Origin of the sequence: Streptomyces durmitorensis (assembly GCF_023498005.1) — a bacterium.
Taxonomy (GTDB): Bacteria; Actinomycetota; Actinomycetes; order Streptomycetales; family Streptomycetaceae; genus Streptomyces; species Streptomyces durmitorensis.
In genome coordinates this window covers 6179474-6201262 of record NZ_CP097289.1, presented here as the reverse complement: position 1 = coordinate 6201262, position 21789 = coordinate 6179474, and the positions used below count along the sequence as shown (strand labels likewise).

Here is a 21789-nt window from a genome sequence, read left to right as displayed (position 1 = left end):
CCCGGCTCAGAGACACACGGGCACACAGCTTGCATAGTAACGGCAAGCGGGAGCCGACCCACAATGCGATCTTGTGAAGGAGATCCTGGAAGAGATCCTGCTGGTCGGGGTGGCGGGATTTGAACCCACGGCCTTCCGCTCCCAAAGCGGACGCGCTACCAAGCTGCGCCACACCCCGTCGGTGCGAGACGTAGGGTACATGCCCGCAGGCAGTGCGACGCCCGCTTAATCGCGAGTACGTACGGGGTGTGCGGCGAGGGGCTCCGACCCGCTACGATGCTTGCCGTGCCGCAGTCGCTGACCAGCGATGTCCTGTGGTGCGAAGCATGCGGGTGTAGCTCAATGGTAGAGCCCTAGTCTTCCAAACTAGCTACGCGGGTTCGATTCCCGTCACCCGCTCGGTGGCCTCCGGCCCGGTTCCTCGGAACCGGGCCGGAGGCTTTTCTGCGTTCGGGTCTCCGGGGGTCGGACCGCCGGGCGGAGCGGACCGCGGACGCCGGGTCCGGGCCTCGGCCGAGCGGACCGCGTACGCCGGTCAGAAGCTGATCGAGTTGATCGTCTCGGCCACTTCATTGAGGAAGCGGTTTATGGAGGGTGCCATTCCGGTTGAGGCGAGGAAGAACCCGAAGAGCACCGCGACGACCGCGGGCCCCGCTTTGATCGATCCCCCGCGGATCAGCACGATGAGGATGATCGCCAACAGCAACACCACTGACAGCGAAATGGCCACACTGATCACACCCTAGGTCGGTCTCTCCCCGGCCCGGGGGGTACGACCCCGCACACCCCCGCCAGGACCATCGTGCCACCAACGCGCCTTCTGTATGCGGCCGGTGACACATCGTCGGCCACCGCCGCACGCGTCCGGCACGGGTCCGGCACACGGGGTCGCCCTTGGGGCACATGAACACCGCGCTCCCGCACGGCAATTCGAAGCCCGCGCACGGCCACTAATTCGGCTTGATCGTTTCCATCGCCACACAACTCGTTCGCCAGAAATTCGAATTGTTGCCGGACACACATCACCGGCGCCACAAAGGGCCGATCAATCGGACATTTCACCAGAGTCGCCCGCAGGCGTTATGCGCCGTTTAAGGGGGATGAGTTGTGACGTAAAGGACATCCAACCCCCTGTAATACGAGGTGACAGGAGGTGAATCTCCATGTCGACTTCCGTGATTCCTGGGTACTCGGACCCCAATAGCCACGAACCGTCTGTGATTGAGCTGACAGCCGAGTTGAGGGTTTTACGAATACACGCAAGCGACGCTAGGGTGCCTCAGATGTTCCACGCTGCCACCATCCCCGCAAGCGCAGTGCGGTCCCGGATCGTCTCACCGAGCTCTTGGTGGGAGGGCCTGTGACGAACTCGGTTCACCCGCACGGCCGCCACCGGGCGCCGCTCCCCCCGGCACATGTGCCGGCGGACGGAGTACCTGGCCCCCGCGCCCCCCAGTCCACCATGGCCGCGACCGTTCCCCACGCCCCGGCCGGCACCACCGCTCGACCCGGCTCGACGGGCCACTCAGGCTCCACGGGCCACACCGGTTCCTCGGACAGACCCGTCTCCACGGGTCAACCCACCAAGCAGCGCGACTCCTTCTTCGACAACGCCAAGTACCTGGCGATCGTCCTGGTCGCGATGGCGCACGCCTGGGAGCCGTTGACCGACGGCAGTCGCGCCGCAGAGGCGCTGTACATGACCGTCTACACCTTCCACATGCCGGCGTTCATCCTCATCTCCGGCTATTTCTCACGCAGCTTCGACATGCGGTCAGACCGGCTCAAGCGCCTGGTGACCGGCGTCGCCGTGCCGTACGTCATCTTCGAAGTCGCGTACACCATCTTCAAGCGCTACGCGGACGACGACCCGACGCAGCCGATCAGTCTGCTCGACCCCTGGTACCTCACCTGGTTCCTGGTCGCGCTCTTCGTCTGGCGTCTGACGACCCCGCTGTGGAAGCTGGTGCGCTGGCCGCTGCCGCTCGCGCTCGCCATCGCCGTGCTCGCCACGATCTCTCCGGACATCGGTGACGATCTCGATCTGCAGCGGGTGCTGCAGTTCCTGCCCTTCTTCGTGCTCGGCCTGATCATGAAGCCCGAGTACTTCCAGCTGGTGCGGCGCCGCGAGGTGCGGCTGCTCTCCATCCCGATCTTCGCGAGCGCACTGCTCCTCGCGTACTGGGCGGGACCGCGGATGACCTCGGCATGGTTCTACCGCCGGGACAGCGCCCAGGAGTTGGGTGCGCCGTGGTGGGCCGGTGTCGTGATGACGCTGGCGCTGTTCGGCTGCTCGGCGATCCTGACCGCGTGCTTCTTCGCGTGGGTTCCGCGCCGGAAGATGTGGTTCACGGTGCTCGGCGCGGGCACGCTGTACGGCTACCTGCTGCACGGCTTCCTCGCCAAGGGCTCGCGTTTCTGGGGCTGGTTCGACGACTACGCGTGGATGCACACGCCTTCCGGCGAGGTGCTCGTGTCACTGGTGGCCGCGGCTGTGGTGACGCTCCTCTGTACGCCTCCGGTGCAGCGGATGTTCCGCTTCGCCATGGAGCCGAAGATGGAGTGGGCGTTCAAGCGGGATGCCGCGGCGTTGGCTCGGGAGCGGGCCAAGTCCTCGGCTTGACCGCTCGGTTCACAGGCCCAACAGGGCGCGCATGTTGGTGTACTTCGCCGTGAGGCGAGTGCGGGTCGGCCCGTCTAGCTCTGCTAGGCGGGCCGGATTCGCGTTGTGGGCCAGGTCCGCCTCCTTCACCAGGCGGGCGCCGGGGGTTTCGAGGATGCGCCGGGCGTACGCCTGAGGGGGCTCGCCCGGGTGCTTGGTGAGGGCGCGGACGATGTCCTTCGTACGTGGGGTGAGTGCGGCGTCCCGCAGCCACTCCTCGGTGAGGGCGTTGTCCTCTATCGCGTCGTGGAGCCAGGCCGCGGCGATCTGTTCCGCCGAGCCGTTTCTGGCGCGGACGCCCTCGGCCACGGCTTGCAGGTGCTCCGCGTAGGGGCGGCCCGCTTTGTCCTGCTGGGTGGCGTGGGCCTGGCGGGCTATTGCCTCTACCTCGGCGAGGGACAGGGTGGGGCTGGAGTTCATGCGGGGATTCTTCCTCAGGCGCCGGACGGGCTGGATTCCCTCAGCGCCGCCCTCGCCGGCAAGGCCGTTGCCGCCAGGCCCAGGGCCAGGGCTGCGGCCGCGAAGGAGCCGTACAGGAGTGGCGGGATGTACGGGGACTCCCCCGTCAGGCCGTTCATCATGGGGACCAGCGTCGCCAGCGCGATCGCCGAGCCGATCACGATGCCCGCGCCGGCGACCAGGAGCGCCTCCCACCGCACCATCCGCATCACCTGACGCCGGGTGGAGCCGATCAGGCGCAGTGTGCCGAGCTCCCGGCGGCGGTCCAGGACCGTCATCACCAGGGTGTTGGCCGCGGCGATCGCCGCGAATCCTCCGAGTACCGCCGCCATCACCGCGTTCGCCCAGGCGTTGACCTGGCGGTCCGTGGACTGGGCGGTGGCGTAGCCCTCGCGGTCCTGGAGCGTGCCCAGGGAGGTGAGGGCCGCCGGGGCCGCTCCCTTCGTCCAGATCTCCGAGGAGAAGGACGACGTCACGTGGTGCTTCAAGTCCGTTGAGGGGAGCGTGACCTGGGAGAGGCCAAGGCCCCTGCCGTACGTCGCCACCACCTTCGGTGACGCCTTCGTGCCGTCGGGCATGCGCAGCGTCATGCGCTCGCCCGTCCTCACGTGCGCGGAGTCCGCGAGCTTCGCGTCGACGGCGATCTCGCCCTTGCCGAGCGAGGCCATCGTGCCCGCCTTGACGTCCAGGTCCTGGACCTTGGCCAGGTCACGGGACGAGCCCGTCAGGCCCTGCGTCGACGCCGACTCCAGCCAGCGGTCGCCGCCCGAGCCCACCGGCACCAGGACGGAGGTCTTGAGGAGGCCGACGGCCGAGGTGACTCCCGGGGCCCGCGCCGCCTTCGTCACCCCGTCGGAGGTCACTCCGGCCCCTGAGGCGGAGACGATGTGGTCCGCCGTGATGCCCTCGCGCTGCTGGTCGGCCGCCACCCGGTCCTCGCTGGTGTGCATGAAGACGAGGGTCGACGAGAACGCCATGGCGAGGACGATCGGGGTGATCGCCGAGGCCAGACGGCGCGCGTTCGTACGGGAGTTGGCCGCCGCGAGCGAGGCCGAAGCGCCCGCCCCGCGCAGCGGAAGTCCGAACAGGGCCGCGCAGCCGCGGGCGACCAGTGGGCCGAGCAGGGCCACGGCGAGCATGAACAGCATGACGATGCCGAGCGCCGCGTTGGCCGCGTCGTCGCCCGTCAGGGAGGAGGCGACCCCGGCGAAGACGCAGCCGCCGACGGCCGCCGCGATGCCCAGCGGCGTACGGATCCAGCCGAAGCGCAGGCGTTCCACCGAGGACTCGCTCAGCGCCTGGCCCGGCCTGATGCGGGAGGGGCGGCGGGCCGCCGCGTAGCCGGCGAGCAGCGCGGTGAGCACCGCGGCGCCGACGGCCGAGACGAGGGGGATGAAGGAGACCGAGAGGTCGAGGCCCCCGGGGATCGCGCCCTTCTCCTTCAGCTGCCCGAACCACCAGCCGGCCAGGGCGATTCCGGGCAGTACGCCGACCGCTCCCGCGAGGGGTGCCACGAGCAGGGCCTCGGTGGCGATGGTGCGGCGGATCTGGCGGGGCGTGGTGCCGATGGCCCGCAGCAGCGCGTACTCACGGGCCCGCTGTCCGACGGAGAGCGCCACCGTGCCCGCCGCGGTGAACATGGCGACCATGGTGGCGATGCCTCCGAAGGAGCCGCCGATGCCGGTGAGCATCTCCTGGGCGTAGGCGACCTCGGAGCCCTCGGCCTCGCTGCGGTCGTCGCCGGTGTGGACGTCGGCCTTGGTGCCGAGGGCGCGGGCCACCTGGGACTTGAGGGCGTCGTCCGTGACGCCGTCCTTGGGCAGGACGGCGATGGCGTCGATGCGGCCGGGGTGGCCGGAGAGGCGTACGGCGTCGGAGTCGGCGAGCCAGGCCGTGGGGGCGCCGTCGGCGGCCCGGACGGTTCCGGAGACCCGGAAGTCGCGCGGTCCGTCCGCCGTGGTCAGCGTGGTGCGCTCGCCCACGGAGGCGCCGGGCGCGGCCAGGACGACCTCGCCGGGCTGCGGGGCGCGGCCCGCGGTCAGCTTCTCGCCGGTGAAGGACGTGGAGCCCCAGCCGTGCGCGGTGACGCTCCTGCCGCCGGACTGCACGGGGAAGGTGACGTCCGCGACGGCGGTGCGCGCGCCGGGCACCGAACCCGCCTTCTTCACCAGGGAGTTGTCGATGCGGGCCCGGTCGGGCAGTGGCGTGGCCGACTCGGAACGGCTGTCTCCGCTGCCCGCGACGAAGTGGGCCCGCTGGTCGGCGGCGGCCACCACGGGGGCGTCGGCGTAGCGGGTGGGCGGCACCGATGCGCGCGCCCCCGTCTCCAGGAGGATGCCGCACGCGGACACGATCATCGCGGCCATCATCAGCGCGACGAACGTACCCACGAAGGCGGAGGGTTTGAAGCGGATGGCGGCGCGGGCGAGGCCGTTGGGCATGAACTTCTCCGGAGTTTGGGGCGCCCCCGAAGGGGCGCGGGGAACTGCGCGACCAGCCACATCCGGCCCGCAGGTGTACTCAAGCCGCGGCAGCCACGCGCGCAGGAGCCGTCAGCGTCGTCATACGCCTCGCGATCTGCTCGGCAGAGGCACGCTCAAGGCGGTCCACGATCGCGCCGTCCGCGAGGAAGAGGACCCGGTCGGCGTAGGCCGCGGCCGCCGGGTCGTGGGTGACCATGACGACTGTGGCGCCCATGCCGTCGACGGCCGAGCGGAGCAGGCCGAGGATCTCGGAGGCCGTGGTGGTGTCCAGGGCGCCGGTCGGCTCGTCGGCGAAGATCACGTCCGGGTTCGTGACCAGGGCGCGGGCGATCGCGACGCGCTGCTGCTGGCCGCCGGAGAGCTCGCCGGGGCGGCGCTTGTGCTTGTCGGCGCCGAGGCCGACGCGGCTGAGGATGTCGGCGGCCCTGCGGCGGTCGGGGCGGTGGCCCGCGAGGCGCATCGGCAGGACCACGTTCTGCTCGACGGTCAGCGAGGGCAGCAGGTTGAAGGCCTGGAAGACGAAGCCGAGGCGGGTGCGGCGCAGGGCGGTCAGCTTGTTCTCGCTCATGGAGGTGATCTCCGTGCCGCCCAGGTGCACCGTGCCCTGGCTCGGCCGGTCGAGTCCGGCGGCGCACTGCAGGAAGGTGGACTTGCCGGAGCCCGAGGGACCCATGACCGCGGTGAAGCTGCCGCGTTCGAGGGCGAGGTCGATGCCGCTGAGCGCGTGCACCGCGCCGGAGCCCTTGCCGTACTTGCGGCGTACGCCGTGCAGTTCGACGGCCCAGTCGGCGCCGCGGGGCGCCCCGCCGGGCATGGGGGGCAGGGGAGGCATCGCGGCCCCGCTCCGCTCGCCCTGCGCGTCCGCCTCGGATCGCTTCTTGCGCCGCAGCCCCATGGCTCTCTCCGCCTTCCGTAGGTGATGCCTCGAACGTACGGATTCCGGGGGTCTGCGAACCATGAGGTCCCCTGGCGAATCGGGGGTGGGGATAGCCCCCGCAGGGAGCGGATGTACGCCCTACACAGTTGCCGCGTAAATCCTTTGGTAAGCTAACTATTGACGCGTTCTTGACGCTCCCTTTGCCAATAACGTGCGGAGTGTGCGTCTCGGATCACCAGGAGGAACGGCATCGGACACGCAGACACCCTGATAGCCATGGGCGGCGCCTTTCTCGCCGCCGCCGTGCTCGCCCGCGTGGGCGGCCGCATCGGACTCCCCACCATTCCGCTCTTCATCCTGGCCGGGATCCTCCTCGGCCCGCACACTCCCGGCGTGGTCCTGCTCTCCGACCCCCACGACCTGGAGATGCTCTCGGCGCTCGGCCTGGTGCTCCTGCTCTTCTACCTCGGCCTCGAGTTCCACATGGACGACCTCAAGACGGGCGGCCGCAAGATGGCCCTCGCCGGAGGGACGTATCTCGCGCTGAACGTCGGCGCGGGCCTGGGCTTCGGATTCGCCCTCGGCTGGGGCACCTCCGAGGCGCTGGTCCTCGCCGGGGTGCTCGGCATCTCCTCGTCGGCGATCGTCACGAAGGTGCTCGTCGACACCGGACGCCTGGGCAATCCCGAGACGAAACCGATCCTCGGCATCATCGTCGTCGAGGACATCTTCCTGGCGCTCTATCTGGCGGCGCTGCAACCCGTCCTGTCCGGCGCCGACAGCCTCGCGGCGGCCGTCATGGACGGCGGCAAGGCCTTCGGCTTCCTGCTGCTGCTCGCCCTCGTGGCGCGCTTCGGCACCAAGGTCGTCGGGCGGCTCATGGACACCCGGGACGACGAGCTGCTCGTCATCTCCTTCCTCGGGGCGGCGGTCTTCGTGGCCGGGGTCTCCGAGTGGTTCGGGGTCGCGGACGCGATCGGCGCGTTCATGGTCGGCCTGATGGTCGGCAGCACGGCGTCCGGCGAGCGCGTCCGCAAGCTCGTGCACCCCCTGCGGGACGCGTTCGGGGCGATCTTCTTCTTCGCGTTCGGGCTCTCGATCGACCCCGGCGACCTGCCCGTCGTCCTCTGGCCTGTGCTCGCGGCCGTGGCCGTGACGCTGCTCATGAACGTCCTCGCGGGACTCGGTGCGGCGCGCATCTACGGCTTCGGGGCAGGACCCGCGGCGAACATCTCCACCACCCTGCTCGCGCGCGGCGAGTTCGCCCTGATCCTGGCGACGATGGCGGCCACCGCGGGCCTCGACGAACGTCTGTCCCCCTTCATCGCGGGGTACGTGCTGCTGCTCGCGGTGCTCGGACCGCTCGCGGCGGGACGGTCCCAGTGGCTGGCCCGGATCCTGCCGGGCAAGCGCGATCCCGTGCCGGAGCCGGAGCCCGAGATGTCAGGCGCCCGCTGACGGCTCCCGGCAGATCAGCAGCAGCGCCCGGTCGTCGTTGACGTCCTTCGCGACCGCCTCGATCAGGTGCCACGCCGCGCCGTGGAAGCCGCCCGCCACATAGCGGTCGGCTTCCCCGGTGAGGCGGTCGATGCCCTCGCTGATGTCGCGGTCGGAGGTCTCCACGAGGCCGTCGGTGAACAGCATCAGTACGTCGCCGGGGCGCAGGGAGCCCTTCACCGGGTCGAACTGCGCCCCGTCGTACACACCCAGGAGCGGTCCCTCCGCGGCCTTCTCCTCCCAGTGGCCGCTGCCCGCGCTGAGCTGGAGGCCCGGCGGGTGGCCCGCCGTGAAGAGTTCGTAGTCACCGGTCTCCAGGTCCAGGACCAGGTGGATGGAGGTCGCGAAGCCCTCGTCCCAGTCCTGGCGCAGGAGGTAGCCGTTGGCGGCGGTCAGGAACGCGTGCGGCGGGAGCGAGCCCAGCAGGCCGCCGAAGGCGCCCGACAGGAGCAGGGCGCGGGAGCCCGCGTCCATGCCCTTGCCCGAGACGTCCGTGAGGACGACCTCCAGGGTGCGGCCGCCGTTCGTGCGGGCCGCGACCACGAAGTCGCCCGAGAAGGACTGGCCGCCCGCGGGCCGCAGGGCCATCTCGCGGTGCCAGCCCCGGGGCAGCTTCGGCAGCTTGCTCTGCACGCGGATACGTTCGCGCAGGTCGAAGAGCATCGTCCCGCCACCGCGCCACGGCACGCCGACCCGGCTGCGGAACTGCGCGATGACGAGACCGAAGAAGCCGCAGGCCGCGACGACGAGGACCACGCCGGGCGTGACCCGCGAGGTCCCTTGCGTGTACGGGCCGAGCTGGACGGACTCCACGATGAGCGCGGCGGCGGCCGTCGCGTACAGGCCGAGCAGGCTGGAGGGCCGAAGGAGCAGGCCGCCGGCCACGATGGGCAGGACGAGCGCGGAGGGCGCGAACCACACGTTGTTGACGATGGTGCAGAAGGTGATCACCGGGATGGTGACGAGCAGGCCCGCGAGCGCGATCCAGTCCGAACCGTCGCCTCTGAAGTAGTCCACCCCGGATTTGCGCAGCCCTATGCGAGCCCGGTGGATCCGCTTCTTCATCCGGGCTGTAAACGTCTCGGCTTCCGCTCGCCTGCCTGCCATTGCTCCCGGACCCTATCCACCGTGCCAGGCACTTCGCACGGGAGGTGCCCGTTGTCCCCCATCAGAGGCATGCCGTCAGCGCGCGTAAATCCTGTCGCTCCGTCCGCTTCACCCTGGTAGGCATGGCATATGACGACGGAATTGCGGGAGTTGCGCCAGGAAGACTGGGACGAGTACTACGGAACCCTTGAGCTCGCCTTCGGTGGCGTCGCCGAGGCCGAGGAGGAGAGCGAGCTCTGGAACGCGCTGACCGAGTTCGACCGCTTCTTCGGCACCTGGGAGGGCGGGACCTGCGTCGGCACGACGGGAGCCTTCAGCTTCCGCCTCTGCGTGCCGGGCGGCTCCCTGGTGGACGCGGCCGGTGTGACGATGGTCAGCGTCGCGGCGACGCACCGGCGGCGGGGCATCCTGACGTCGATGATGCGGCGCCAGCTGGACGACGTACGCGCGAAGGGCGAGTCTCTGGCCGTGCTCACGGCCTCCGAGCCCGCCATCTACGGACGGTTCGGGTACGGCGCGGCCACGCAGCAGCTGAAGGCCGAGATCGACACGACACGCGTACGCCTGTCGGTCCCGGCCGGCACCGATGACGTACGTCTTCGGTACGCCAAGCCCGCCGACGTCCACGCGGCGTGCGAGGCGCTGTACGCACGGCGGGTGATCGAGCGCCCGGGGATGCTGGCCAGGCAGCCCGGCTGGGAGCGGCTCGGCCTGCTCGACCCGGAGAGCGAGCGGCACGGCGCGTCACCGCTGCAGTGCGTGGTCGCCGAGCGCGACGGGGAGCTCGTCGGGTACGCGCGCTACAGCGTGAAGCCGGACTGGGACGCGGCCGGCCCCAAGGGCACGGTCAAGCTGCGCGACCTGGAGGCCCTCGACCCGGCGGCGAACGCGGCGCTGTGGCAGTTCCTCTTCGGCATCGACCTGACGTCGGTGATCGACGCGCACAGCCGTCCGATGGACGACGCGATCCTCCAGCTCGTCTCGGACGTGCGGCGCTGCCGGGTCCAGGTGAAGGACGCGCTGCACGTACGTCTGGTGGAGGTGGGCGCCGCGCTGGAGGCACGCACCTACCGGGCCCCGGTGAACCTGGTGCTGGAGGTCGAGGACGCCTTCTGCCCCTGGAACGCGGGCCGTTGGCGGCTCAAGGGCGACCTGAAGGGCGCGACCTGCGAGCGCACCGAGGACGACGCCGATCTCGCCCTGTCCGTACGGGACTTGGGCTCGGCCTACCTCGGCGGTGTGTCCCTGACGTCACTGGCGGCCGCGGGCCGAGTACGGGAACTGCGTCCCGGCGCGCTGGCCGAGGCGACGCTGGCCTTCGGCTCTGACGTCGCGCCGTGGCTGCCGCACGGGTTCTAGCCGGGGGCTTCAGGCGGGTCGGGGCAGCGGGGCCTCGGCCTTGCGGCGGGAACGGGCGGGGCGCTGGCACTTCGGGCACCAGAAGAGATTGCGGGCGGCGAGATCGGCGGTGCGGATCTCGCCGCCACAGATGTGGCAGGGCATGGTGGCCCTGCGGTACACGTACACCTCGCCCCCGTGGTCGTCCACGCGCGGCGGGCGGCCCATCGCCTCCGGCGTGTGCTCGGGCCTGACGGTGTCGATGCGGTTGAGGCGCACGCCCTCGCGCATCAGGGCGACCAGGTCGTCCCAGATCGCCGTCCACTGGGCGGGGCGGATGTCCTTGCCCGGGGTGTACGGGTCGATGCGGTGCCGGAAGAGGACCTCGGCGCGGTAGACGTTGCCGACGCCCGCGATGACCTTCTGGTCCATGAGGAGGGCGGCGATGGTGGTGCGGCTGCGGGTGATGCGGGCGTAGGCGGGGGCAGGGTCGTCCTGCGGGCGCAGGGGATCCGGGCCGAGCCGCTCGTGTATCGCCTGCTTCTCCTCGTCCGTGATGAGGGCGCAGGTCGTGGGGCCCCGCAGGTCCACGTACGCGTCCTTGGTGGCCAGGCGGAGGCGGACGGTGTCCGTGGGCGGGTTCGCGGCGGCCGCGGTGCCGAAGTTGACCTTGCCGAAGAGGCCCAGGTGGATGTGGATCCAGCCGGTGTCGGCGAAGCCCAGGAAGAGGTGCTTGCCGTGGGCCTCGGCGGTGTCCATCTCCTGGCCGTCGAGCAGGGCCGCGCTGTCGGAGAACTTGCCCTGGGGGCTGGTGACCCTCAGGGGGCCGCAGTCCTGGAACCGCTCCCGGTGGTCGGCTGCCAGCCGGTGAATGGTGTGCCCCTCCGGCACGGGTCCCTCCGGGGGTGGGTGCGGGCAAATCGCTTTGAGGGCTCGTCCTCAAGCGCCGGACGGGCTGGAAATCAGCCCGTCCGGCGCTTGAAGGAGCGGGGTCCGGGGCGGAGCCCCAGGAAGCTACTGCTGCGGGTGGCCGGCCGGGATGGGCGGGAGATCGCCCGTCGTCTCGTACGCGGACAGCATCTCGATGCGGCGAGTGTGGCGCTCCTCACCCGAGTACGGCGTCGACAGGAAGATCTCGACGAACTTCGTCGCCTCCTCCTGCGTGTGCATCCGGCCGCCGATCGACACCACGTTCGCGTCGTTGTGCTCACGGCCGAGCGCGGCCGTCTGCTCGCTCCAGGCGAGGGCCGCACGGACCCCCTTCACCTTGTTCGCGGCGATCTGCTCTCCGTTGCCGGAGCCCCCGATCACGATGCCGAGCGACTGGGGGTCCGCCGCCGTCTTCTCCGCGGCGCGGAGGCAGAAGGGGGGGTAGTCGTCCTGGGCGTCATAGATGTGGGGCCCGCAGTCGACGGGCTCGTGGCCGTGGCTCTTGAGCCACTCGACCAGGTGGTTCTTCAGTTCGTAGCCGGCATGATCCGAGCCGAGGTACACGCGCATGCGACTGAGTGTGGCACGTCGCGGGGCGGGTAGCGGCGACCGGGGCCGGGACCTTGGTCACCCAGGTCTGGGCCATCGGGCCGGAATATCACGATCCGGAGTCAGGACTTCCGTCACGTACACCCCTGAGTTTGAATGCGGGGGCTCGTGACCCGAGAACTTAAGGATTCGTCCATGACCTCGCAACCCTCCCTTGCGAAGGCAGACCGCAGCCCCAACGAACCTGGGGATCCGCAGTCTGGAGACACCGGTGACGGCCTCAAGGCCGGGCTGAAGAACCGCCACCTCTCCATGATCGCCATCGGTGGCGTCATCGGAGCGGGACTCTTCGTCGGCTCCAGCTCCGGAATCGCCGCCGCAGGACCCGCCATCCTCGTCTCGTACGCCCTCGTCGGCACGATGGTCGTCCTCGTGATGCGGATGCTCGGCGAGATGGCCGCCGCACGGCCCACGTCGGGTTCCTTCTCCACCTACGCGGACCAGGCGCTCGGCCGCTGGGCCGGTTTCTCCATCGGCTGGCTCTACTGGTTCTTCTGGGTCGTGGTACTCGCGGTGGAGGCCACCGCCGGTGCCGTCATCCTCAACGGGTGGATACCGGCCGTCCCGCAGTGGGGCTGGGCGCTCATCGTGATGGTGGTGCTCACCGCGACGAACCTCGTCTCGGTCGGCTCCTACGGTGAGTTCGAGTTCTGGTTCGCCGGCATCAAGGTCGTCGCCATCGGCGGGTTCGTGATCATCGGTCTGCTCGCCGTCTTCGGCGTGCTGCCCGGCTCCGACAACCCCGGCGCCGGATTCGCGCACCTCACCGACGCGGGCGGATTCATGCCCAACGGCGCGGGCGCCATCCTCACCGGCGTACTGATGGTCGTCTTCTCCTTCATGGGCTCCGAGATCGTCACGCTCGCCGCCGGTGAGTCCGAGGACCCGCAGCGCGCCGTCACCAAGGCGACCAACAGCGTCATCTGGCGTATCGGCGTCTTCTACCTGGGCTCGATCTTCGTCGTCATCACGCTGCTTCCGTGGGACGACAAGTCGATCGTCAAGGACGGTTCGTACGTCGCCGCACTGAACTCGATCGGCATTCCGCACGCCGGTCAGGTCATGAACGTCATCGTCCTCACCGCCGTCCTCTCCTGTCTCAACTCCGGCCTCTACACCGCTTCCCGCATGGCCTTCTCGCTCGGCCAGCGCGGTGACGCGCCCAAGGCCTTCGCGCGCACCAACGCGCGCGGTGTGCCGCAGGCCGCGATCCTCGGGTCCGTCGTCTTCGGCTTCATCGCCGTCTGGTTCAACTACCAGTGGCAGGACACCGTCTTCGACTTCCTCCTGAACTCGTCGGGCGCGGTGGCCCTCTTCGTCTGGCTGATGATCGCGTTCACGCAGCTGCGGATGCGCGGCATCATCCTGCGCGAGCAGCCGGAGAAGCTGGTCGTGAAGATGTGGCTCTTCCCGTACCTGACCTGGGTCACGATCGCGATGATCTCGTTCGTGCTCGTCTACATGCTGACCGACGAGACCGGGCGCAAGCAGGTGCTGCTCTCGCTGCTCGCCGCGGCGTTCGTGGTCGTGTTCTCCCTCGTACGGGACAAGGTGCGGCCCCGCGTCGACACCGACAACGACACCGACACCGATCTTGACGTCGACTCGGACACCGTCGACGCCTAGCCGGTGCCGTCCGGCGGTGGCGTGGTCGACGTACCCGCCACCGTCGGCGGAGGCGTGCCCGGTCCCGGTGGCTCACTGCCGCCGGGATCGCGCGCGGTGAAGAACATGACGGCCGCCACGGCGGCCGCCACCAGCAGGACCAGGGCGGTCAGGACACGGGAGCGCCAGTCGGTGTCCCCTTGCTGGTTCCCTGGCCCCTCCGGCGGCCTCGGTGGTGCCGCGAGCACCGCCCGCAGAGCCGCCTCCGTCTCGTCGAGACCCGGCCGCCGCTGCGGCTCCTTGGCCAGGAGCGCGGCCAGCACCGGATACAACGCGCTTGATTCCGGCGGCAGTTCAGGCGCCTCGTGCAGGACCGCGACCAGCGTGTTCAGCGCCGACTCGCGGGCGAACGGCGAGCTGCCGCGCAGCGCCGTGCAGAGCGTCGCCCCCAGGGACCAGAGATCGGACGGCGGTCCCTGCTCCGCCCCCGAGACCCGCTCGGGCGCCATGTACTCGGGCGAACCCACCAGTTGGCCCGTCTGCGTGAGGCGGCCCGTGTCCTGGAGCGCGGCGATGCCGAAGTCGGTGAGGACGACCCGGTCGGCAGGCCCTCCGTGGCCGAGCAGGACGTTCTCCGGCTTGATGTCACGGTGCAGGACGCCCGCCCCGTGCACCCGGCGCAGCGCCGCCACCAGGGCGAGGCCGACGCGCGCCGCGTCGCGCTCGTCCAGGGGCCCCTCGTCGTCGACGTACCGGGCGAGCGACCGGGCGTCGACCAGCTCCATGACGATCCAGAGGCGGCCGTCCTCCTCGGCGACGTCATAGACGCGTACGACACCGGGGTGGTCGATCCGCGCGCTGGCCCGCGCCTCGCGCAGCGCGCGTTCTCTGCGGACGCGGGCGTCCTGAGTCTCGGGGCCCTCGAAGGCTCCGTCGATCCGCATCTCCTTGACCGCGACATCGCGGTCGAGCAGCTCGTCGACCGCGCGCCACACGCGGCCCATGCCGCCCTGGCCGATGACGTCGAGCAGGCGATAGCGGCCCGCGACCACGCGAAGCTCCGGCATGGGTGCACCCCCAACCTCCTTTCATGACAGCACAGTTCACGCGGATTCCCGAAGGCCCGGGACGACCGGGAAAACTTGACGGCCGATGTCAGGTTTTCCGGGGAAGCTCTGAGGCGTCAGCCAGCACTTCTTGGAGGATCACCGTGGACTTCACCGATCAGCGACTCGTGTTCCGGCCCGGCGACGACGGCTACGAAGAGGAGATCGCCGGATTCCAGACCGGTTTCGCGCAGCGGCCCGCGATCGTCTTCGCGGCCGGGAGCGCCGATGACGTCGTCGCCGCCGTGTCGTACGCCGCCGACGCGGGGCTGCCCATCGGCGTACAGGCCACCGGGCACGGGCTGCCGGGGCCGTCGGAGGGCGGCGTACTGATCAGCACCCGGCGGATGGACTCCGTCCGGATCGATGCCGACGCGCGCACGGTGACCGTGGGCGCGGGGGTCCGCTGGGGCCAGGTCGTCGAGGCGGCGGCGGCGCACGGGCTCGCGCCGCTGAACGGCTCGGCGCCGGGCGTGGGAGCCGTCTCGTACACGCTGGGCGGCGGTCTCGGGATCCTGGCGCGGGAGTTCGGATACGCCGCTGACCACGTGCGCCGGCTCGACGTCGTCACGGCGGACGGCATCCTGCGGCACGTCACGGCCGAGAGCGAGCCCGAGCTCTTCTGGGGGCTGCTCGGCGGTGGCGCGAACCTCGGGGTGGTGACGGCCCTGGAGATCGGCCTGGTGCCGGTGGCGCGGCTGTACGGCGGGGCGATCGAGTTCGACGGGCGCGAGGTCGATCCAGGCCGGGTGCTCCGGGCCTACGAGGCGTGGACGCGGACGGTGCCGGACGAGCTGACCTCGTCGGTGGCCGCGCTCGTCTATCCGGACATGCCGCAGCTGCCGCCCCATCTGCGGGGCCGCTATCTCGTGACGGTCCGGGTCGCCTACACCGGCTCCGAGGCGGCGGGCGAGCGGCTCGTGGCGCCGCTGCGGGAGATCGGGCCCGTGGTGTCGGACTCGCTTCGGGAGATGCCGTACACCGACAGCCACACGATCCACAGCGACCCGGACTTCCCGCACTCCTACTACGGGGACAGTGTGGTCGTGCGGGAGCTGGACCTGGCGGCGGCGGAGGAGCTGTTCGCGCTGACCGGTCCGGCCGCCGAGAAGATGCACGTCGTGCAGATCAACCAGTTGGGCGGGGCCCTCGCGAAGCCGGTGGGCAACGCGGTGCCGTACCGGGACGCGGGGTGGCTTGTGCGGGTGCTCTCGCCGCTGGAGGGCACGGACCTCGACGCGGTGCGGGCGGTGCAGGCGCGGGCGTTCGGGCTGTTCGCGGGTGAGGGGCGGTTGCTCAACTTCGCCTTCGCCGCCGCGGACCGGGCGGGTGGCCTGTACGACGCGGAAACCCGGAAGAGGCTCGCCGGACTCAAGGCCACGTACGACCCGGCGAACCTCTTCAGGCGCAACTACGGTGTCGCCGCTAGCGGTTGAGGAACTTCCACGCCGTGGGCAGCGCGCCCATCGCGAGCGCGGCCTTCAGGGCGTCGCCGATCAGGAAGGGCGTGAGCCCGGCGGCGACGGCCTGGGTCAGCGACATGCCGGTCGCGGCGGCGAGGTACGGGACGCCGACCGCGTAGATGATCGCGGAGCCGAGCACCATCGTGCCCGCGGTGCGCAGGACGGAGCGGTCGCCGCCGCGGCGGGCGAGGGCGCCGACCACGGTGGCGGCGAGCAGCATGCCAAGGACGTACCCGAGGGACGGCGCGGCGACGCCGGAGCCCGCCTCGGCGAACCACGGCATGCCGGCCATGCCGACGAGGGCGTACACGGCGAGGGAGAGGAAGCCGCGGCGGGCGCCGAGGGCGGTGCCGACGAGGAGGGCGGCGAAGGTCTGTCCCGTCACCGGCACGGGCGAGCCCGGGACGGGCACGGCGATCTGGGCCGCTATGCCGGTCAGGGCGGCGCCGCCGAGGACGAAGGCCGCGTCCTTCACGCGGGACGCGGGCAGCAGGTCCGCGAGGACCTGGCCGGGACGGGAAGAGACGGCGGCGATGCTCATCGGGACTCCGCGGGTTCTGGGACGGGCAGATGGGACCCCAGGACGCTATCTCAGGCGGGGGGCGCGTTTCACCGGTGGCGGGTGACAAGGTGCCGGGTGCCCCGGTGGTGGGCTCTGCACAAAGCGTGGGGGGTACCCCTGCGGGGGGCGTGATGCTCGTCACTGAGGTCGGCGGTGCGTGGGCCCCGTTTTGCGTACAGGGATGCCGCCCGGCGAGACTGTAGGTTCCCGCCAAGTTTTTTGTGATCCCGAGAGCAGCTTGAGCACGCATGCACGACGCACCCCCCGATGAATCGGCACCCAGCAGGGTGGGCACGACGGCGGCGGAACCCGAGCCGCTCGGCGGTGGGCTCAAGCAGCGGCATCTGACCATGCTCGGGCTCGGCGGTGTCATCGGGGCCGGACTCTTCGTCGGGTCGGGGGCCGGAATCGCCGTGGCCGGGCCCGGCATCGTCGTCTCGTACCTCATCGCCGGTGCGCTCGCGATGTGCGTGATGCGGATGCTGGGCGAGATGTCGGCCGCGATGCCCGCCTCCGGGTCCTTCTCCGTGCACGCCGAGCGCGCCCTGGGCCGCTGGGCGGGGTTCAGCGTGGGCTGGCTCTACTGGTTCCTGCTCGTCGTCGTGCTCGCCGTGGAGGCGACCGGTGCCGCGCAGATCGCCAACAGCTGGGCGCCGGGCGTTCCGCAGTGGGCCTGGGTGCTGATCTTCATGCTGGTGTTCACGGCGGCCAACCTCGCCGCCGTGAAGAACTTCGGCGAGTTCGAGTTCTGGTTCGCCGCCCTGAAGGTCTTCGCGATCGTCGCGTTCCTGGTCCTCGGGCTGCTCGCGATCTTCGGGGTGCTCCCCGACACCGATCCCGTAGGCCTCACCAACCTCACCGGGCACGGCGGTTTCCTGCCCCACGGCTGGGAGGGCGTCACCTCCGGCGTGCTCGCCGTCGTCTTCGCCTTCGGCGGCCTTGAGGTCGTGACGATCGCGGCCGCCGAGTCCGACGACCCGGTGCGCTCGGTCGCCCGCGCCGTGCGCAGTGCCGTCTACCGCATCCTCTTCTTCTACGTCGGCTCGATGCTGGTCATCGTGACGGTCCTGCCGTGGACGGCGGAGAAGGCCGGCGTCAGCCCCTATGTGACGGTCCTCGACTCGATCGGGGTGCCGTCCGCCGGCACGATCATGAACATCGTGGTGTTCGTGGCGCTGCTCTCGGCGCTGAACGCCAATCTCTACGGCTCGTCCCGGATGGTCTTCTCGCTTGCCGAGCGCGGCGAGGCCCCCAAGGCCCTGCTCAAGGTGTCGGGCGGCGGGGTCCCGCGCCGGGCGGTCCTCGCGTCGGTGGCCTTCGGCTTCGTGTCCGTCGTACTCAATCTGAAGTGGCCGGACTCGGTCTTCCTCTACATGCTCAACTCGGTCGGCGCGGTGCTCCTCTTCGTGTGGGCGCTGATCGCGGTCTCGCAGCTGCGCCTGCGCCGCCGCATCGAGCGCGAGGCGCCGGAGCGGCTCGTCCTGCGGATGTGGGCGTTCCCCTACCTGACGTGGGCCGCGCTCGCGGCGATGGCGGCCGTGCTCGGGCTGATGCTGACCGATGACGGGGCACGGCCGCAGCTGCTGTGGTCGGCGGGTGCGACAGGGCTCGTCCTGGCGGTCGCGGGGCTGCGGGAGTGGCGCGAGGCGCGGATGAAACGCGTGTGAACAACTCGTGCCCACTTCTTCACAACGTGTGAGCGTCGTGTCCGTATAGCGGTCAGGTGTTCCCTGTCAGCGGTACCGGACTTCAGACTGTGGGCCGCTCGCTCCCCCGTCTCAGCTACTGAACAGGGCACGCCCATGTCTCGGACGTCCACTCCCCAGGACGCATCACCCGACGAGGCCCCCGAGGCCCCCAAGGTCGATTCACCGCTCGTCCACGGCCTCAAGCAGCGGCATCTCTCGATGATCGCCCTCGGCGGCGTCATCGGCGCCGGTCTCTTCGTGGGCTCCGGAGCGGGCATCGCCGCGGCAGGACCCTCGATCGTCCTCGCCTACGCGATATCCGGCGCGCTCGTCATGCTCGTGATGCGCATGCTCGGTGAGATGTCCGCGGCCAACCCGGCGTCCGGCTCCTTCTCGGTCCACGCCGAGCGCGCGATCGGCCCCTGGGCGGGCTTCACGGCGGGCTGGGGCTTCTGGTTCCTGCTCTGCGTCGCCGTCGGCCTCGAAGGCATCGGCGCCGCGAAGATCATGGTGGGTTGGTTCCCCGACAGCCCCGAGTGGGCCTGGGTCGCGCTGTTCATGCTGGTGTTCTGCGGGGCCAACCTGACGGCCGTGAAGAACTTCGGCGAGTTCGAGTTCTGGTTCGCCGCCCTGAAGGTCGGCGCGATTGCGCTCTTCCTGGGCATCGGCGTGCTCGCGATCCTGGGCATCCTGCCCGGCTCGGACGTCTCCGCCCCCGGCACGGCCAACCTCACCGGTGAGGGCGGGTTCATGCCGAACGGCACGGACGGCCTGATCATCGGCCTCCTCGCGTCCGTCTTCGCGTACGGCGGTCTGGAGACCGTCACGATCGCGGCCGCGGAGTCCGAGAACCCGGTCCAGTCCGTCGCCAAGGCCGTGCGCACGGCGATGTGGCGCATCGCCCTCTTCTACGTCGGCTCGATGCTCGTCGTCGTCACGCTGCTCCCGTGGGACAACAAGGAGGTCGTCGCGAAGGGCCCGTACGTCGCCACGCTCGACCACCTGGGCATCCCCGGCGCCGGCCAGATCATGAACGTCATCGTCCTGATCGCCCTGCTCTCCGCGATGAACGCCAACATCTACGGCGCATCGCGCATGTCGTACTCCCTGATCGCGCGCGGCCAGGGCCCCAAGGTGCTCGGCCGCGTCCACAGCGGCGTCCCGCGCCTCGCGGTCCTCGCCTCCTCGGTCTTCGGCTTCGTCTGCGTCCTGCTCAGCTACTGGCGCCCGGACGACGTCTTCCCCTGGCTCCTGAACATGATCGGCGCGATGATCCTGGTCGTCTGGATCTTCATCGCCGCCTCGCAGCTGATCCTGCGCCGCAGGACGGAGCGCGAGGAGCCGCAGAAGCTGGTCGTGAAGATGTGGGCCTACCCGTTCCTGACGTGGGTGGCGCTCGCCGCGATGGCGTACATCTTCTACCTGATGACCGAACAGCCGGACACGCGCAAGCAGCTCCTGGCCACGGGCACGCTGACGCTGGTGCTCGCCGTGATCGGTTTCGTCCGCCAGAAGACGGCGGAGAAGCGTGCGGCGATCGCCGCCGAGTAGGACACCTGCGCGTTCGCGCGAGAGGGCCCCGAGTCGATCGACTCGGGGCCCTCTCGCGTTTCCCGGGCCCCGGCCACCGTCCCCGGCCCGCGGACCTAGGACGAAGGGCTGATCAACTCCGACCCACTCCTGCTGCTAGCCTGCACTTGCATATAGGTTGCAATAAGCGTTGCACTACAGCAGAGCAGCAGTCGGAGGGCTCGGACATGGCCATTTACACGCTTCCTGAACTTCCGTACGACTACGCGGCGCTCGAACCGGTCATCAATCCCCAGATCGTCGAGCTGCACCACGACAAGCACCACGCGGCGTACGTGAAGGGCGCGAACGACACCCTTGAGCAGCTGGAGGAGGCGCGCGACAAGGAGACGTGGGGCGCCATCAACGGCCTGGAGAAGAACCTGGCCTTCCACCTCTCCGGCCACATCCTGCACAGCATTTACTGGCACAACATGAACAGCCCGAAGGACGGCGGCGGCGGTGAGCCGCTGGCCGCGGACGGTGTCGGTGACCTCGCGGACGCCATCACCGAGTCCTTCGGCTCCTTCGCCAAGTTCAAGGCCCAGCTGACCAAGGCCTCGGCGACCACGCAGGGATCGGGCTGGGGCGTGCTCGCCTACGAGCCGCTCAGCAACCGCCTCATCGTCGAGCAGGTCTACGACCACCAGGGCAACGTCGGCCAGGGCTCGACGCCGATCCTGGTCTTCGACGCCTGGGAGCACGCCTTCTACCTTCAGTACAAGAACCAGAAGGTGGACTTCATCGAGGCCATGTGGCAGGTCGTCAACTGGCAGGACGTGGCCAAGCGTTACGACGCCGCGAAGCAGCGGGTGAACAGCCTGCTGCTGACCCCCTGATCCGATGCCCTGAGACGTCCTGCCTCGTGATCGTCTTCTCAACTTTCGCCGAGGCAGGCGGATGGACGAAAGACCCCCGTGAGGACATGACTCACGGGGGTCTTTCGGTAGGCCGGGTTCCGGAGGACGGTGTGGTCCATGGCGACTGCTTCCAGGCACTGCCCGCCATGCGGCGGCAAACCGCAGGACTTCCGGCCGGTCAATCAGGCCGAAGAGGACTATCTGGCCACGCTGATGCCCCGGACCGAGGCACAGGGCCACTGGCGCTGTCAGGGTGCGGGGTGCCGTTGGGTACAGCCGCACCTCAACCAGGGCAAGGGCCGTCAGCTCCCCGTGTCCTTCGGCTAGGTCAGTCGAAGATCGGCCCCTGCGTCCGGGTCCGCTTGATCTCGTAGAAGCCCGGCGTCGACGCCACGAGCAGCGTGCCGTCCCACAGCTTCGCCGCCGCCTCGCCCTTCGGGGCGGGCGTCACTACGGGGCCGAAGAAGGCGACCTGCTCGCCGTCCGCGCCGGGGACCGCGATGACGGGCGTGCCCACGTCCTGGCCGACCTTGTCGATGCCCTCCTGGTGGGAGGCGCGCAGCTGGGTGTCGTACTCGTCCGAGTCCGCGTAGTCGGCGAGCTCCTCGGGCAGGCCGACATCCTTGAGCGCGGAGACGACCGCCTCGCGGGTCGGGCCCTCGCCGAGGTTGTGGAAGCGGGTGCCAAGGGCGGTGTAGAGCTTGCCGGTGTATTCGTCGCCGTGCTTCTGCTGGGCGGCGATGACCACGCGGACCGGGCCCCAGGCCTTCGTCGCCAGCATCTCGCGGTACTCCTCGGGCAGCTCGTCGAGCCTGTCCTCGTTCAGCACGGCGAGGCTCATGACGTGCCAGCGGACCTCGACATCGCGGACCTTCTCCACCTCGAGCATCCAGCGCGAGGTCATCCAGGCCCACGGGCACAGCGGGTCGAACCAGAAGTCAACAGGGGTCTTGCCGTTCTCGGACATGTCTCTC

The 21789-nt window shown here is 70.0% G+C and carries 19 protein-coding genes and 2 tRNA genes; 10 read left to right on the top strand and 11 right to left on the bottom strand.

Annotated features, from left to right (window positions below; genetic code table 11):
* Positions 1–101: 101 nt before the first annotated feature.
* A tRNA-Pro gene (locus tag M4V62_RS27675) sits at positions 102–178 on the bottom strand.
* A gap of 150 nt (positions 179–328) precedes the next feature.
* Here M4V62_RS27675 and M4V62_RS27670 point away from each other — a divergent pair.
* Positions 329–399, top strand: a tRNA-Gly gene (locus tag M4V62_RS27670).
* A gap of 136 nt (positions 400–535) precedes the next feature.
* On the opposite strand, the gene M4V62_RS27665 is transcribed toward M4V62_RS27670, so the two are convergent.
* Positions 536–730, bottom strand: coding sequence for a hypothetical protein (locus M4V62_RS27665; RefSeq protein WP_249589920.1), 195 nt, complete (start codon positions 728–730; stop codon positions 536–538).
* A gap of 630 nt (positions 731–1360) precedes the next feature.
* On the opposite strand from M4V62_RS27665, the gene M4V62_RS27660 reads away from it, so the two are divergent.
* Positions 1361–2623, top strand: coding sequence for an acyltransferase family protein (locus tag M4V62_RS27660; protein ID WP_249589919.1), 1263 nt, complete (start codon positions 1361–1363; stop codon positions 2621–2623).
* Between the two features lie 9 nt (positions 2624–2632).
* Here the strand turns inward: M4V62_RS27660 and M4V62_RS27655 are convergent, their stop codons facing one another.
* The 3 genes from M4V62_RS27655 to M4V62_RS27645 all read right to left on the bottom strand — a co-directional run bounded on the left by M4V62_RS27655 (position 2633) and on the right by M4V62_RS27645 (position 6499).
* The gene (locus tag M4V62_RS27655; RefSeq protein WP_249589918.1) at positions 2633–3082 is read right to left on the bottom strand and encodes an HD domain-containing protein; all 450 of its coding nucleotides are present in this window, start codon (positions 3080–3082) and stop codon (positions 2633–2635) included.
* A 14-nt stretch (positions 3083–3096) separates the two neighbouring features.
* Positions 3097–5562 carry an FtsX-like permease family protein gene (locus M4V62_RS27650; RefSeq protein ID WP_249589917.1) on the bottom strand — a complete coding sequence of 822 codons (2466 nt, stop codon included), beginning with the start codon at positions 5560–5562 and terminating at the stop codon, positions 3097–3099.
* A 79-nt stretch (positions 5563–5641) separates the two neighbouring features.
* Positions 5642–6499 (bottom strand): ABC transporter ATP-binding protein, encoded by an 858-nt coding sequence (locus M4V62_RS27645; RefSeq protein ID WP_249589916.1) that lies wholly within the window; start codon positions 6497–6499, stop codon positions 5642–5644.
* 258 nt (positions 6500–6757) lie between these two features.
* Between M4V62_RS27645 and M4V62_RS27640 the strand changes: the two genes are divergently transcribed.
* Positions 6758–7939, top strand: a complete 1182-nt coding sequence (locus tag M4V62_RS27640) for a cation:proton antiporter (protein WP_249589915.1) — start codon at positions 6758–6760, stop codon at positions 7937–7939.
* Here the strand turns inward: M4V62_RS27640 and M4V62_RS27635 are convergent.
* Complete coding sequence (locus M4V62_RS27635) at positions 7925–9085, bottom strand: PP2C family protein-serine/threonine phosphatase (RefSeq protein ID WP_249589914.1); 1161 nt, start codon at positions 9083–9085, stop codon at positions 7925–7927. The genes M4V62_RS27640 and M4V62_RS27635 overlap by 15 nt on opposite strands.
* A 129-nt stretch (positions 9086–9214) precedes the next feature.
* On the opposite strand from M4V62_RS27635, the gene M4V62_RS27630 reads away from it, so the two are divergent.
* Positions 9215–10444 carry a GNAT family N-acetyltransferase gene (locus M4V62_RS27630; protein ID WP_249589913.1) on the top strand — a complete coding sequence of 410 codons (1230 nt, stop codon included), beginning with the start codon at positions 9215–9217 and terminating at the stop codon, positions 10442–10444.
* A gap of 9 nt (positions 10445–10453) precedes the next feature.
* Here the strand turns inward: M4V62_RS27630 and M4V62_RS27625 are convergent, their stop codons facing one another.
* Positions 10454–11314 (bottom strand): Fpg/Nei family DNA glycosylase, encoded by an 861-nt coding sequence (locus M4V62_RS27625; protein ID WP_249589912.1) that lies wholly within the window; start codon positions 11312–11314, stop codon positions 10454–10456.
* A 123-nt stretch (positions 11315–11437) separates the two neighbouring features.
* Positions 11438–11923, bottom strand: coding sequence for a ribose-5-phosphate isomerase (locus M4V62_RS27620; RefSeq protein ID WP_249589911.1), 486 nt, complete (start codon positions 11921–11923; stop codon positions 11438–11440).
* A 174-nt stretch (positions 11924–12097) separates the two neighbouring features.
* On the opposite strand from M4V62_RS27620, the gene M4V62_RS27615 reads away from it, so the two are divergent.
* On the top strand, positions 12098–13588 hold the full coding sequence (locus tag M4V62_RS27615; protein WP_249589910.1) for an amino acid permease: 1491 nt from the start codon (positions 12098–12100) through the stop codon (positions 13586–13588).
* On the opposite strand, the gene M4V62_RS27610 is transcribed toward M4V62_RS27615, so the two are convergent.
* Positions 13585–14634, bottom strand: coding sequence for a serine/threonine-protein kinase (locus tag M4V62_RS27610; RefSeq protein WP_344646381.1), 1050 nt, complete (start codon positions 14632–14634; stop codon positions 13585–13587). The genes M4V62_RS27615 and M4V62_RS27610 overlap by 4 nt on opposite strands.
* Positions 14635–14777: 143 nt before the next feature.
* On the opposite strand from M4V62_RS27610, the gene M4V62_RS27605 reads away from it, so the two are divergent.
* Positions 14778–16109, top strand: coding sequence for an FAD-binding oxidoreductase (locus tag M4V62_RS27605; RefSeq protein ID WP_249589909.1), 1332 nt, complete (start codon positions 14778–14780; stop codon positions 16107–16109).
* Here the strand turns inward: M4V62_RS27605 and M4V62_RS27600 are convergent.
* Positions 16099–16677 carry a biotin transporter BioY gene (locus tag M4V62_RS27600; RefSeq protein ID WP_249589908.1) on the bottom strand — a complete coding sequence of 193 codons (579 nt, stop codon included), beginning with the start codon at positions 16675–16677 and terminating at the stop codon, positions 16099–16101. The two genes, M4V62_RS27605 and M4V62_RS27600, sit on opposite strands and share 11 nt — an antisense overlap.
* 269 nt (positions 16678–16946) lie before the next feature.
* Between M4V62_RS27600 and M4V62_RS27595 the strand changes: the two genes are divergently transcribed.
* From M4V62_RS27595 to M4V62_RS27580, 4 genes are all read left to right on the top strand, one after another.
* Positions 16947–18365 (top strand): amino acid permease, encoded by a 1419-nt coding sequence (locus tag M4V62_RS27595; protein WP_249589907.1) that lies wholly within the window; start codon positions 16947–16949, stop codon positions 18363–18365.
* Positions 18366–18500: 135 nt separating this feature from the next.
* A complete protein-coding gene (locus tag M4V62_RS27590; protein WP_249589906.1) occupies positions 18501–19937 on the top strand; it encodes an amino acid permease in 1437 nt (478 codons plus the stop codon).
* Positions 19938–20143: 206 nt separating this feature from the next.
* The gene (locus tag M4V62_RS27585) at positions 20144–20794 is read left to right on the top strand and encodes a superoxide dismutase (RefSeq protein ID WP_249589905.1); all 651 of its coding nucleotides are present in this window, start codon (positions 20144–20146) and stop codon (positions 20792–20794) included.
* Between the two features lie 138 nt (positions 20795–20932).
* Positions 20933–21142 carry a hypothetical protein gene (locus M4V62_RS27580; protein ID WP_249589904.1) on the top strand — a complete coding sequence of 70 codons (210 nt, stop codon included), beginning with the start codon at positions 20933–20935 and terminating at the stop codon, positions 21140–21142.
* Between the two features lies 1 nt (position 21143).
* Here the strand turns inward: M4V62_RS27580 and M4V62_RS27575 are convergent, their stop codons facing one another.
* Entirely contained in the window at positions 21144–21782 is a 639-nt protein-coding gene (locus M4V62_RS27575; protein ID WP_249589903.1) for a DsbA family oxidoreductase, read from the bottom strand.
* Between the last annotated feature and the right edge of the window lie 7 nt (positions 21783–21789).